At 34.4% G+C, this 13,284-nt stretch carries 12 protein-coding genes; 5 read left to right on the forward strand and 7 right to left on the reverse strand.

The window, feature by feature from the left end:
• Positions 1-39 precede the first annotated feature (39 nt).
• The 4 genes from mutL to SOM12_RS08855 are packed head-to-tail and all read left to right on the forward strand — an operon-like array spanning position 40 to position 4,759.
• Positions 40-1,980 carry a DNA mismatch repair endonuclease MutL gene (gene mutL, locus SOM12_RS08840; RefSeq protein WP_320493109.1) on the forward strand — a complete coding sequence of 647 codons (1,941 nt, stop codon included), beginning with the start codon at positions 40-42 and terminating at the stop codon, positions 1,978-1,980.
• Positions 1,977-2,789 carry a rhomboid family intramembrane serine protease gene (locus SOM12_RS08845; protein WP_320493110.1) on the forward strand — a complete coding sequence of 271 codons (813 nt, stop codon included), beginning with the start codon at positions 1,977-1,979 and terminating at the stop codon, positions 2,787-2,789. The genes mutL and SOM12_RS08845 overlap by 4 nt, the downstream gene beginning before the upstream one ends.
• Positions 2,790-2,831: 42 nt before the next feature.
• The gene (locus SOM12_RS08850; RefSeq protein ID WP_095929436.1) at positions 2,832-3,695 is read left to right on the forward strand and encodes a rhomboid family intramembrane serine protease; all 864 of its coding nucleotides are present in this window, start codon (positions 2,832-2,834) and stop codon (positions 3,693-3,695) included.
• 17 nt (positions 3,696-3,712) lie between these two features.
• Complete coding sequence (locus SOM12_RS08855) at positions 3,713-4,759, forward strand: endonuclease/exonuclease/phosphatase family protein (protein WP_172426883.1); 1,047 nt, start codon at positions 3,713-3,715, stop codon at positions 4,757-4,759.
• Between the two features lie 103 nt (positions 4,760-4,862).
• Here SOM12_RS08855 and SOM12_RS08860 read toward each other — a convergent pair whose 3' ends face one another.
• The 7 genes from SOM12_RS08860 to SOM12_RS08890 form a co-directional block, all read right to left on the reverse strand.
• On the reverse strand, positions 4,863-5,477 hold the full coding sequence (locus SOM12_RS08860; RefSeq protein ID WP_095929437.1) for a WbqC family protein: 615 nt from the start codon (positions 5,475-5,477) through the stop codon (positions 4,863-4,865).
• Between the two features lie 91 nt (positions 5,478-5,568).
• Complete coding sequence (gene lepB, locus SOM12_RS08865) at positions 5,569-7,122, reverse strand: signal peptidase I (protein WP_320493111.1); 1,554 nt, start codon at positions 7,120-7,122, stop codon at positions 5,569-5,571.
• Between the two features lie 56 nt (positions 7,123-7,178).
• A complete protein-coding gene (gene dapB, locus SOM12_RS08870) occupies positions 7,179-7,880 on the reverse strand; it encodes a 4-hydroxy-tetrahydrodipicolinate reductase (protein ID WP_320493112.1) in 702 nt (233 codons plus the stop codon).
• A gap of 40 nt (positions 7,881-7,920) precedes the next feature.
• On the reverse strand, positions 7,921-8,481 hold the full coding sequence (locus SOM12_RS08875; protein WP_095929440.1) for a DUF5683 domain-containing protein: 561 nt from the start codon (positions 8,479-8,481) through the stop codon (positions 7,921-7,923).
• Positions 8,481-9,383 carry a ParB/RepB/Spo0J family partition protein gene (locus tag SOM12_RS08880; RefSeq protein WP_095929441.1) on the reverse strand — a complete coding sequence of 301 codons (903 nt, stop codon included), beginning with the start codon at positions 9,381-9,383 and terminating at the stop codon, positions 8,481-8,483. The genes SOM12_RS08875 and SOM12_RS08880 overlap by 1 nt, the downstream gene beginning before the upstream one ends.
• Positions 9,384-9,388: 5 nt before the next feature.
• Complete coding sequence (locus SOM12_RS08885) at positions 9,389-10,156, reverse strand: ParA family protein (RefSeq protein ID WP_008464569.1); 768 nt, start codon at positions 10,154-10,156, stop codon at positions 9,389-9,391.
• A gap of 219 nt (positions 10,157-10,375) precedes the next feature.
• Positions 10,376-10,780, reverse strand: a complete 405-nt coding sequence (locus tag SOM12_RS08890; protein ID WP_320493113.1) for a septal ring lytic transglycosylase RlpA family protein — start codon at positions 10,778-10,780, stop codon at positions 10,376-10,378.
• Between the two features lie 227 nt (positions 10,781-11,007).
• On the opposite strand from SOM12_RS08890, the gene SOM12_RS08895 reads away from it, so the two are divergent.
• A complete protein-coding gene (locus SOM12_RS08895) occupies positions 11,008-13,179 on the forward strand; it encodes a hypothetical protein (RefSeq protein WP_320493114.1) in 2,172 nt (723 codons plus the stop codon).
• Positions 13,180-13,284 lie beyond the last annotated feature (105 nt).

The raw sequence follows: 13,284 nt of genomic DNA on the forward strand, positions 1-13,284 counted from the left end.
TAAAAAACCTAATCTAAACTTTAAAATTATTTTTGCTTAATGTCGAGTATTATTCAATTGCTTCCTGATCACGTTGCTAACCAAATTGCTGCTGGAGAAGTGGTTCAAAGACCAGCTTCAGTCGTAAAAGAATTGTTAGAAAATGCTGTTGACGCCAAAGCAACTGATATCAAATTAATTATAAAAGATGCTGGTAAATCGCTAGTTCAGGTAATTGATAATGGTGTTGGAATGACCGTTACAGATGCCCGTTTGTGTTTTGCACGCCATGCTACTTCCAAAATCCGCCAGGCAGAAGACTTGTTTTCGCTTGGAACAAAAGGTTTCCGTGGAGAGGCTTTGGCTTCTATCGCGGCGATTGCGCACATGGAAATGAAAACCAAACAGGATCAGGACGAACTTGGAACGCATATTGTAATTGAGGGAAGTAAATTTGTTTCGCAAGAAGTCGCTGTTTTGCCAAAAGGAACTTCATTTGCGGTTAAAAACTTATTTTTTAATATTCCAGCTCGCCGTAATTTCTTAAAGTCCGATACGGTTGAATTTCGTCACGTAATGGATGAGTTCCAGCGTGTAGCATTGGCACATCCTAATATTCATTTTAGTTTTTATCATAACGGAAGCGAAATGTACAATCTTCCTGCAGCAGGATATCGCCAGCGAATTGTTGGTATTATGGCAGGAAAAACTAATGAAAAATTGGTTCCTGTAAACGAGGATACCGAAATTATAAACGTTCAAGGTTTTGTATGTAAGCCTGAATTTGCTAAGAAAAATAGGGGTGAGCAGTTCTTTTTTGTAAACGATCGATTTATAAAAAGCAGTTTCTTGCATCATGCTGTAATGTCTGCATACGACGGATTACTGAAAGACGGTTCTCAGCCAAGTTATTTCTTGTATCTACAGGTTCCGCCAAATACCATAGATATTAATATACATCCAACTAAAACGGAAATTAAGTTTGATGACGAACAGGCCTTGTATGCTATCTTAAGAGCGTCTATCAAACATAGTTTAGGGCAGTTTAATGTTGCTCCTGTTTTAGATTTTGACAGAGATGCTAATTTAGATACGCCATATCATTATAAAGATATGGAAGTGGGAATTCCAACGATTCAGGTAGATGGAACTTTTAATCCGTTTACTGATGATAAAACCAATCAGCATTATAGTAAAGCTGCTTCGGGATCATCAGGATATAGTTCGGGGTCTTCTTTTTCATCTTCGTCGGGATCATCTTCTTCTGGCGCATCGTATTCGGGTTATTCCAAAAGGGTAGAACCAACCACAAGCTGGGAAAGTTTATATGTTGGTCTAGATGTCGAAAATCCAGAAAGCATAGAAAGTTCGCCATTCACATTTGAAAATGAAGAAGTGACTTCTTCTTTGTTTAATGATGAAGATGTAGAACAAGCTACTCAGAAAACGTATCAAATTCATAAAAAATATATCGTTTCGCCTATAAAATCGGGAATGATTATTGTGGATCAGCAGCGTGCGCATCAGCGAATTTTGTACGAACAATTTTTGCTGAATATGACCGTTAATCAAGCTTCGAGCCAACAGTTGCTTTTTCCTTTAGATTTGTTTTATTCGGCATCTGAAATGGAATTAATAGAAGAATTAAAACCTTCATTGGAAACAACAGGATTTGTTTTTGACGAAAGTAAAACTGATCACGTTGTAATTTCTGGAATTCCTGTAAATATTACAGAAAGTGAAGTCTCACAGGTAATCGAACAATTGTTAAGCGATTTGCAAGATGGAATTCCAGCAAATAGTTACAGTCAGAACGATACAATTGCCAAGTCAATGGCCAAAAGTTTAGCGGTTAAAACAGGATCTTATTTAACCGAAAAAGAACAAGATAATTTGGTAAACGGATTGTTTGCTTGTAAAGATCCGAATATTTCACCTTTTCAAAAACCTACCTTCATTACCATGCGTGTTGAAGATATAGATAAAAAGTTTGCTTTATGATGAATATGACTCCAGTAGTTAAACAACTGCTTATTATTAATATTATATTTTTTATTGGCTCTCAAATAGTACCAGTTTCTTATGACTATTTAATGATGTATTATCCTGAGAGCGATAATTTTAGGGTATGGCAGATTATTACGCATATGTTTATGCATGCGCCATTGCCAAATTTTGCACATATTTTATTTAATATGTTTGCATTGTATAGTTTTGGTTCTGCATTAGAACATTTTTGGGGCGGAAAGAAATTCTTGTTTTTTTATATCTCTTGCGGATTAGGTGCGGCATTGTTGCACACTGGAGTAAACTATTTGCAATTACAGTCCCTTCTAAGTTCTGTTTCTGATTTGAATTTGTCTAAATCAGAATTACATTTGATTTTGAATGCAGACTATTCATCATTATTTGATGCGAGCGGAAAAATGGTGCAAGGTGATATTGCTGCTATTTTAAACAAAGTGCATTGTACTCAAGAACAATTCAATGCACTGGCGCAGTCGAGTGCTATAGTTCAGTCACCTGTTTTAGGTGCTTCTGGGGCAATTTATGGTTTGCTTACAGCTTTTGCATTTATGTTTCCAAATGCACAGCTTGGCCTAATGTTTATTCCTATTCCAATTAAAGCAAAATATTTTGTTCCTGGAATTTTAGCAATCGACTTATTTTTAGGCTTTAAAGGAAGCTCTTTATTTGGAAGCGGCGGTACAGGTATAGCGCATTTTGCCCACGTTGGAGGTGCAATTACTGGTTTTTTAATGATGTGGTACTGGAAAAAAAATCAGTTTAATAACAACCGTTGGAATTAATTTTTAACTTTAAAGTACAAATTCTAAAACAAAAGAGTTTCTATGAATATTTTAGACGATTTAAAATTACAATATAGATTAGGAGGTATTGCCATGCGTGTCATGTACTGGAATATAGCATGTTTTATTGTATCGCTTATTTTCTTCTATAACTATTCAAATGGTTTTTTTAATTTTCCAAGTTGGATTGCTTTGTCTTCAGATCCTCAGGTTTTTATGTTTAAACCATGGACTTTTTTAACGTACGCTTTCTTTCATGATGGATTTTTGCATTTGTTGTTTAATATGATGGTGCTTAATTTTGCCAGCTCTTTGTTTCTCACGTATTTTACTCAAAAACAATATTTAGGATTGTATCTTTTAAGCGCTCTTTTTGCAGGAGTGGCTTTTGCGTTGAGTTTTTATCTGTCTAATATTGGTGGTTCCATTGTTGGAGCATCTGCTGCCATCATGGCAATTTTGGTTGCTACAACAACTTATTCTCCGTTAATGAATGTTCGCTTGTTTCTATTTGGAAATGTAAAGCTTTGGCATATTACGGCTGTTATTATAATTTTAGATTTGATGCAGTTTCGTCTTGGAAACATGGGCGGACATATTTCACATCTAGCCGGTGCCTTCTTCGGATTTGTTTATATTAAATTGCTACAAAACGGTACCGATTTAAGTACTATCGTTTCTAAAACTTTAGATTTCTTTGCGAATCTTTTTAAAAAATCTCCTACGACCCCATTTACAAAAGTTCATAAAAATTACAAAAAACCTACAGAAAAAACCACATCAAGAATTGTTACTAAAGATAAAACGCAGCAACAGATTGATGAAATTTTAGACAAAATAAGCCAGTCGGGATACGACTGTTTGACAAAAGAAGAAAAAGAGTTTTTATTTAAAGCTGGAAAATAAACTTGTAGGAGATAAATATGAAAAACCTTTCTTGGTTTAATAAAATAATGTTCTTTTTGAACATAGTGCTGACTGTGCTTACATTTAGCGTCTATGTTTTGCCTTTTTTAGCACCTAAAAGCTTTCCGCTTTTATCGGTGCTTACTTTGTTTATGCCGGCCTTTTTTGTGGCCAATATATTGTTTTTTATCTATTGGGGAATTCAGTTTAAAAAACGTCTTATTTTGTCTGGTTTGGTTTTGCTAACAGGAATTACATTTATTAGTAAATTTTATAAGTTTTCTGGTAAAGAGTATGTGAAGGACGAAAAGGATTTTTCTGTGATGAGTTATAATGTACGTCTGTTTAATGTCTTTAAGTGGCTGGATCGTGATGATATTCCGTCCAATATTAAATCTTTTATCGACGAAAAAGATCCTGACATTTTGTGTATTCAAGAATATTCAAATTCTGCACATTTAGATTTGAAAGTATATCCGCACCGTTATATTTTTATTGATGGTAAAAAAATTAAAACGGGACAGGCTATTTTTTCTAAATTTCCTATTATAGACGAAGGAAAGATTGTTTTTCCTAAATCAGATAATAATGTTGTTTATGCTGATATTAAGCGAGGAAAAGATATTATTCGTGTCTATAACATGCACTTGCAATCCATTAAGATATCTCCAGATGTAAGTGAGATTTCTGATGATATTGATAATGTAAATCAGAAAAAATCACAGCGTATTTATGCTAGAATCAGTAAAGGGTTCACACAGCAGCAAGAACAGGCTGAAATTTTTAAAGAGCATATTAAGAAATGCAATTATCCGATTATTATTTGTGGCGACATGAATAACAGTCCGTTTTCTTATGTTTATAGAAGTATTAAAGGCAAGCTAAAGGATGCCTTTGAGGAAGCGGGAGAAGGTTTTGGAGCTACTTATAAGTTTAAATATTATCCTGCAAGAATTGACTATATTTTTACAGACAGTAAAATGAAAGTAAAGCAATTTGAAAGTTTCTCTGATTTCGAAAACTCAGATCATTATCCCATAATGACAAGACTTTTGGTGGAATGATTTATTAGCAGAAAGTGAAAAGTGAAAAGTGAAAAGTGAAAAGTGAAAAGTTAAGGCGATATGAGAATTCATAATTCATAACTTATAACCCGTAATTCATATCTTATATAATTTTCTGTGTTTTTAGATAATCCATTGCAAACTTACCTTCATTAAAAAGTAAATCCAAAACACTTAAATTGTTGATGAAGCCATGTTTGTCGTCAAAAACCTGAGTGTATTTTTCGAAAGAATTTGCATCTTTTTTACCATTTGCCAAATATCTGAAATCGGTAAAATCATTTACTTCATGAAAATATTCTGTTGTTTTTCCAAATTCTAATTTCATTCTAAGACATTTCGTAACAATGTCTAAAACTTCGAAGTTTAAATCCATCAAAAATTGGTGTTTTTTCTCAAAAATAGCAGCAATATCGTCTTCAAAGTACTCGAAGAACGGAGAGCTTCTATATGCCGCTTCAAGCGATTTAAAATGCTGTTTCTGCCAATCAAATTCGTTTTCGATCAAAACGTCTTTTGTTTTCTGATGTGTCGCTTTAGAATGCTTAACAGGGATATTTAATAATTGAATTCCATTAGGACTATAGATGTAAGTTCTATTTCTATTAGTTTGTTTCTGAAAATTATCTTCCATTTCAAAAGTGATGCTGTCAGATTGCGCAATTACGGCAAAATGACTGATAGATGGAAAATAAGTTGGAAGTATTAAGGAATTCATTTCGTTTTGTTTCAAGTTTAAAAGTATCAGGTTTCAAGTTGACGTAAAAACGTGAAACTTGAAACCTGATACAAAAATAACTTTTTTTTAATTATGCTTTATTCTCTCTTCTTTTTTTCCAAATAAAATCTCCTACAAAATAGATAGCTAGAAGAATTAAGAAGTATTTGAAGTAAGATTGAGGCTGACCTTCACCATCTACAGTTGTAAATACTCGGCTCCAGCGAACTTTATTGATGCCTTTTCCGTTAGTATCCCAGCTCATCCAAATGAAAACTGGTTTTCCTACGATATGATCTTCTGGAACATAACCCCAGTAACGGCTATCTTCTGAGTTATGACGGTTGTCTCCCATCATCCAGTAATAGTTTTGTTTGAAGGTATATGTTGTTGCAGGTTTTCCATTAATTATGAATTTTGAACCTTGCAGTTCTAATGTATTTCCTTCATAATTGGTGATAATCTCTTTGTAGAAAGGAAGAGACTCATTTGTTAGGGCAACTGTTTTTCCCGCTTCAGGAATGTAAATAGGTCCCATGTTGTCTTGGTTCCATTTGTTGATGTGAGGGAAAATGTCGTTGTTGTCTCCTGTGTCAACTTTTCTAATTACAGCAGTAACTCCTGGAGTGTGTTTAAATCTTTCTGCTCCAGCTTCTGTTAATGCACCTAGATAAAGAGTGTCTCTTTTTTCAGTTCTAAAACCTGCTGGATCTGTAATATCTAATTCTTTGAAGATGCTTTCAAAGTCAATAGATGTTTTTCCGTCTAATGCTACAGCGTATGAGTACTGAGGCTTTGCTCTTTCAGGTAAAACTAGTTTTTTTCCATTAATAAAAACATAACCGTCTTTTATTGATAAGCTGTCTCCAGGAATACCAACACATCTTTTTACATAGTTTGATTTTTTATCAATTGGCTTGATAACACCCGGTCTTCCTTTTGGTTCAAAGAAATAGTGAACTGTATCGACGGGCCAGTTGAAGACGACAATGTCGCATCGGTTTATTTTCTGAATAGCTGGCAATCTAAAATAAGGTAATTGTGGCCAGCTTAAATATGATTTACTTTTTGTTAAAGGAATAGAGTCGTGAACCATTGGTAATGCAACAGTTGTCATTGGAACTCTAGGGCCGTAGTTTAATTTGCTTACAAATAAGAAATCACCAATTAATAAAGATTTTTCTAAAGATGATGTTGGAATTGTGTAAGGCTGTACAACATAAGTATGGACTAAAGTTGCGACTATAATGGCGAATAATAAAGAGCTAACAGTATCTGCTGCTTTATTTTCAGGAGTTAATTTACGCTCTTTATGGTACTCTAATTTTTGAGTGTAATTAACAACATAAATGTAAAAACCGAATGTGAAAAGTCCTAAAATAGTGTCTAAGGTTGATTTTTTACCAAAGGTTCTTAGTGTTTCCACCCAAATAACTGGAAACATAATTAAGTTGATAATCGGGATGAAAAGTAGTAATGTCCACCATGTTGGGCGTCCGATAATCTTCATTAAAACGATAGAATTGTATACCGGAATTGCTGCTTCCCAGCTTTTTCTTCCTGCTGCCTGATACAATTTCCATGTTCCAAGAAAATGAATAATTTGAACGGCTAAGAAAAATACGAACCAAGAGTAAAGTGTCATAATATTGTATTTTAAGTTTCAAATTCAAGTTTTTAATAATCCTGAATTTTGGTCGATTATTGTAAGTTTAGTACATCTTTCATAGAGAAAATTCCCTGTTTTCCTGCTAGCCATTCTGCTGCAACGACAGCGCCAAGGGCAAAACCTTCGCGGTTATGAGCAGTATGTTTAATTTCGATGCTGTCAATAGCAGAATCGTAATTTACAGTGTGTGTTCCGGGTACTTCTCCAATTCTTTTTGCTTCAATATGAATTTCATTCTTTTTTGCTTCATCCATAGTCCAATTTGCGTAGTCGCTGTTTTGGATAACGCCTTGAGCTAAAGAAATAGCTGTTCCGCTAGGAGCATCAAGTTTGTGGATATGGTGAATTTCTTCCATCGAAACTTTATAAGAATCGAATTGCTTCATGATTTTAGCTAAATATTCATTTAGTCCGAAGAAAATATTTACTCCCAAACTGAAGTTTGAACTTGAAATAAATCCTCCTTTTTTCTCATTACAAAGTGCAATCATTTCGTCATAATGTTCTAACCAACCAGTAGTTCCTGATACCACAGGAACATTAGCGTTAAAAGATGCAGAAATGTTGCTCACTGCTGCTGATGGAACGCTGAAATCGATGGCAACATCGGCTGTTGAAAGCCCGTCATAGGTGTTGAATTCATCTTTCCTTAAAACTATTTCATGACCTCTTTCTAAAGCAATTGTTTCGATTACTTTACCCATTTTTCCGTATCCTAAAAGCGCAATTTTCATTATGATTTGTTTTTTGATTTTTTAAATAGAATTCAATCTATTAAAACTTATAATTAAAAGTTAGACCAACGTTTGGTTTGAATGTTACATCGGCAGGATAAATTTCTGGACGCATTGAAAGTCTTTCGTTTACGTTAAATTGTATCAACGCAGCGTCAACATTGGCATCGATTATGTTTAAAACATAGAATCCAACAACGAATAAAGCAGATAAATCTCTATTTCTTTGGTAGAATTTTTGTCCGGCAATAAGTCGGCTATCATCCAGATATTTGTAATTGTCATCGTTATAACCTTCTAATCTTCGTTTGTAGGCGTCACGATAATCATGGTATTTTTTATTGTTGTCTATGTAGAAATACAAACTTGTTCCGATTGCTCCGTAAACCAATGGAATTTTCCAGTATTTTTTGTTGTATGCTTGGCCTAAACCAGGTAGAACTGCAGAGTAAAAAGCTGCTTTTGCTGGTGTAAGCGGGTCTATTTCTTCTAATGATGTGGTGTCTTTTACGACCAAAACCGTGTCTTCTTTTACCTGGGCAAAAAGAGAAACGGTTCCTGTTAGAAAGAACAATAGACCAATGGGGACAATTTTATTCACTATCCGTTTATTAATTTCATAATTCTGTTAAAGTCAGCTTCAGAATTAAATGGAATTGTAATTTTTCCTTTTCCGTTACCAGCGACTTTTATATCAACTTTTGAACCAAAATAATCGTTGAAAGAATTTTTTTGAGTTTCTCTAACTACGAATGCAGCATCTGCTTTTGGCTTTCCATCTGCTTTTGGCTGTAAACCTTCGTGGTAATTTTTAACTAAAGCTTCTGTTTCGCGAACAGATAGATTTTGGCTAACGATTTTTTGGTAAATATCGGTTTGAACATCTAAATCTTCGATATTGATAATTGCTCTACCGTGTCCCATGCTAATAAAACCATCACGAATACCAGTCTGGATAATCGGATCTAATTTTAAAAGACGCAAATAGTTGGCAATTGTCGAACGTTTTTTACCCACTCTTTCACTCATTTGTTCTTGAGTTAATTGAATTTCGTCGATTAAACGTTGGTATGATAAAGCAATCTCAATTGGATCTAAATCATGACGTTGGATGTTTTCAACCAAAGCCATAACCAATGATTCGTTGTCATTTGCAATACGAATATAAGCAGGAACGTGAGTTAAGCCTACTAATTTAGACGCGCGAAGACGACGCTCTCCAGAGATTAACTGGTATTTGTTAAAATCTAATTTACGAACAGTAATAGGTTGAATTACACCAAGTTCTTTAATAGATGTGGCTAATTCACGTAATGATTCTTCATTAAAATTGCTTCTAGGCTGAAACGGATTTATCTCAATCGCACTTATTTCAAGCTCAATGATGTTTCCAACAACTTTGTCAGCATTTTTGTCTTCTACTGATTTGATGTCGTTTTCCGGATCTTTTAATAATGCAGATAATCCTCTTCCTAAGGCTTGTTTTTTAATTACTTTTGTCATAAAAACTATTTGCTGTTTTTCTTTATAATTTCCTGTGCTAAATGAATATAGTTTACGGCACCTTTGCTTGTCGCATCATAATTAATGATACTTTCTCCAAAACTTGGAGCCTCACTTAGTTTTACATTTCGCTGAATTACAGTATCAAAAACCATATCGTTAAAGTGTTTTTGAACTTCTTCTACAACCTGATTTGATAAACGTAATCTTGAATCGTACATTGTTAGTAATAAACCTTCAATGTCAAGATCTGGGTTGTGGATTTTTTGAATACTCTTAATAGTGTTCAATAATTTTCCTAATCCTTCAAGTGCAAAATATTCACATTGAATAGGAATAACTACAGAATCTGCTGCTGTTAAAGCATTCAAGGTTAACAAACCTAAAGAAGGTGCGCAGTCGATAATGATATAATCATATTCTTCTTTTGCTTCTTCCAATGCTTTTTTAAGCATGTATTCGCGGTTTTCTTTGTCAACCAATTCAATTTCGATAGCAACAAGGTCAATGTGAGCAGGGATCACGTCAACGTTTGGAGCTGTACATTTTAAAACGGCTTCTTTTGGTGTTACAGTATGTTCAAGTATTTGGTAAGTTCCGGTTTCAACTGTTTCTACGTCAATTCCAAGACCAGATGTAGCATTGGCCTGTGGATCAGCGTCGATTAATAATACTTTTTTCTCTAAAACACCTAATGAGGCAGCAAGATTTACTGATGTAGTAGTCTTTCCAACGCCTCCTTTTTGATTAGCAATAGCAATGATTTTGCCCATTTATTTTCTGAATTTTGAACCGTAAAAATACAATTATTTATGGTTTCTGAAAATCTATTTTGTTAACATTTGTGAAAGTCTGCCTAATCGGGGTTTCATGGGTGTTTGACACAAAATAATTTTAGTTATAAATAAAATTATTAATAAGTTTTTGGGACAATTTAGTGCTATTCTTACCTCAAAAAGACGAGAATCTAATTTTGGTGTGAGAAAAACTTCTTATTTTAAAATCTCGATAGTGACATAAACTAAGCCACTTTTTTTATTAGATGCAATATCCATAAAAGCTCTTTTGCTGAGATCAATTTCTCTTCCGTTAACAAAAGGTCCTCGATCTGTAATTTCTACGATCGTGAATTTATTGTTAGCCTCGTTTGTTATTTTTAGTATTGTGCCAAAAGGGAATTTTTTATGTGCAGCAGTTAGCTCATTGTTGTTGAATCTTTTTCCACTTGCTGTTTTTCTTCCATTAAATTTATCATGATAATAAGAAGCGTGGGCATTTTTCTTATATAAGACACTTTCTTTTGCTAATGAACACGAATCTATTGAAATGATGTTTTTTTCTTGCGCAATTATAGCAGTAGAAAAAACTAAAGCAATAAATAATAGAATCTTTTTCATTTTGTTTTCTTTTTCTATTTGGGGCAAAAAAAAACTATTAAAGAAAAAGAGATGTCTTGGATAAGGCATATTTATGTTAGAAAAAGACAAAATTTAGAGATTTTGTAGTGTTTTTGATAAGAAAATTGAGATCAAAAGCGGACTCGAAGGTTGAAGATTATTGCTATTTTGGGCTTTCTTAAAATTATAATTATTACAATCTATCAAACCACAAAATGAACATTCTTATGAGTAAAAAAGCAATTTCATTATTTACAGCATTTGCATTTATACTGCTTTTATGCAGTTTTACTTCGTCGTTTTTGAATAACGAAAAAGTAGAAGGGAATAAAAAAATTGAACGCAAAATTGTTTACAGCAAAAAGAAACATAGTATTACATTATCATGGTCGGCTTTTGGTTCTTCTGGAAATTATATAATTACGAGAGGGGGCAGTCGTTTGGCATCTGATTTTGTTTCAGTAGGATCAACTTCTAAATTGATATTTACCGATAATAAGCCGAATGCAGCTAAATATGAGAATTATTATAAAGTAACTCGAAACGATGTTACCATTATAATTTCACTCGAAAATCAGATTTTTGGAGATCATATGTATTTCTACGATAGAAAACATGAAAAAGCTGAAACAGCCCGAAATGAAATTAACGCACAATTTGGCAGTATTGGTTTAGGCGGTGCAAATGGAGAGTGGACAACAAAACGTCAGGCTTATTATTTTAAACCAAATCTTAAGGGACAAACCTACGATTTGGGCGGATCGGGTTCTGCATCGTCTGCAGCATCTAATGCCATAGAATTAGGGTTTTATTCTCATATTGGAGGTTTAGGAAAAGTGCCTTCAGATGTTAAATTGGGAGCAATATTTACAAGGCCTCATCTTTCTGGTGGAGCAAATGCGACTTGTACATTTTGGCGTTCTGTTGAAAATGTAGAAGTAATGCGTGATTTTTCATGGACGGTTTCTCAGTCAACTAGCGCCAGAAGATTGCTGATTGAAAATACTTCAAAGTATATTTCGGATATTGGAGATACTAACTTCTGGGGCAGCGGCGGTTTTATTGCAGATACTCATTATACATCTGCAAGACCGAACTGGGGTGGACAGCAACAATGGTATACTAGAAATTCTGTTTTTCCTTCCGGTTCTGAGGCTATGGGAGGATCGTATAATATGGTTTGGCAGGGATGTGTAAATCCTCCTCAGGCAGATGATGCCAATTCTCCAATTCCGACAACTCCTATTATACGAGAAAAACCTTTTCTTTTTATCGATAATGACGGAGAATATAAAATTTTTGTTCCGGCTTGGCAAAAGGATAGAGTTGGAGTTTCATGGTCGGCAACAGATATAGGGAAAGGTGAAATTCAAGATTTGATTGCAAACTGGTATGTGGCTAAAGAAGGAGATACTGATGTAGAAATTAATGCTGCATTGAAAGCGGGGAAAAATATATTTTTCACTCCAGGGCACTATGCTTTAAATGCTCCGATTCAGGTAAACAGAAAAGATGTCATACTTCTGGGGGCTGGTATTGCTTCTGTGACGCTAGAGCCAACAGAAAAAAATACTTGGGGTTGTATTTATGCCGATGATAAAGACGGAATTATCATTGCTGGACTTTTAATGGATTCATCGAATAGTACGATCTATCAAGTTAGAATTGGTAATGAAGGAGCAAATACAGATCATAGTGCAGATCCTATTTTGCTTAGCGATATTACTTGCCGAGTGGGTGGAGTTCAGTCAAAAAATATTCAGATTCAGGCTTCTATGCAAATGAATAGCAATAATGTTGTAGGAGATCATTTCTGGTTGTGGCGTGCCGATCATGGTTCGCAGAAAGGTGGCGACGCACGTTGGAAAAGAGATAGATGTAAAAACGGACTTATTGTAGCGGGAAATGATGTGACGCTTTATGCCTTGTTTGTAGAGCATTATCAGGAATATGAAGTATTATGGTTAGGAGAACGTGGTCGAACTTTCTTCTTTCAAAACGAACCACCATACGATGCGCCAAATCAGGAAAGCTGGAGCAGTCAGGGAGGTAGAGTTAATGGTTATGCTGCATTTAAAGTAGCAAATTCGGTAAAAGAACATCATACTATCGGGATGGGGTCTTATGCAGTTTTTACAGGAACGGATGGGAATGTGAATAAGAAAAATGGTTTTGAAGCGCCTAATAATCCAAATGTGAAATTGGAAAAAATGTGTATTACCCGTTTTGCAGGTTCAGGAAATATTCAGAATGTTATTAATGGTACTGGCGGAAGCACGGCAACTGGTGTAAAACGTGTGGCATCATATAATAATGGAGAAGGCGTACAGCCTTTTGATGAAGAATTTATTTTGCCTAGTAAAGAATCTTATCCTGTTTATATAAGTATGGAGAAATAAAATTAGTAATAAGTTTATTAAAGATAGCCTCTAAAGAAAGATTGTTTTTTTAGAGGCTATTTTTTTAGATAGTGTAAAAACAAAAAAGCCGAACAGAAATGTTCG

This window comes from Flavobacterium sp. CFBP9031 (assembly GCF_034044945.1).
Classification (GTDB): Bacteria; Bacteroidota; Bacteroidia; order Flavobacteriales; family Flavobacteriaceae; genus Flavobacterium.

Coding starts and splice junctions, on each gene's coding strand:
- mutL (WP_320493109.1), top strand. CDS start 40: ATGTCGAGTATTATTCAATTGCTTCCTGATCACGTTGCTAACCAAATT.
- SOM12_RS08845 (WP_320493110.1), top strand. CDS start 1,977: ATGATGAATATGACTCCAGTAGTTAAACAACTGCTTATTATTAATATT.
- SOM12_RS08850 (WP_095929436.1), top strand. CDS start 2,832: ATGAATATTTTAGACGATTTAAAATTACAATATAGATTAGGAGGTATT.
- SOM12_RS08855 (WP_172426883.1), top strand. CDS start 3,713: ATGAAAAACCTTTCTTGGTTTAATAAAATAATGTTCTTTTTGAACATA.
- SOM12_RS08860 (WP_095929437.1), bottom strand. CDS start 5,477: ATGAATTCCTTAATACTTCCAACTTATTTTCCATCTATCAGTCATTTT.
- lepB (WP_320493111.1), bottom strand. CDS start 7,122: ATGACACTTTACTCTTGGTTCGTATTTTTCTTAGCCGTTCAAATTATT.
- dapB (WP_320493112.1), bottom strand. CDS start 7,880: ATGAAAATTGCGCTTTTAGGATACGGAAAAATGGGTAAAGTAATCGAA.
- SOM12_RS08880 (WP_095929441.1), bottom strand. CDS start 9,383: ATGACAAAAGTAATTAAAAAACAAGCCTTAGGAAGAGGATTATCTGCA.
- SOM12_RS08885 (WP_008464569.1), bottom strand. CDS start 10,156: ATGGGCAAAATCATTGCTATTGCTAATCAAAAAGGAGGCGTTGGAAAG.
- SOM12_RS08890 (WP_320493113.1), bottom strand. CDS start 10,780: ATGAAAAAGATTCTATTATTTATTGCTTTAGTTTTTTCTACTGCTATA.
- SOM12_RS08895 (WP_320493114.1), top strand. CDS start 11,008: ATGAGTAAAAAAGCAATTTCATTATTTACAGCATTTGCATTTATACTG.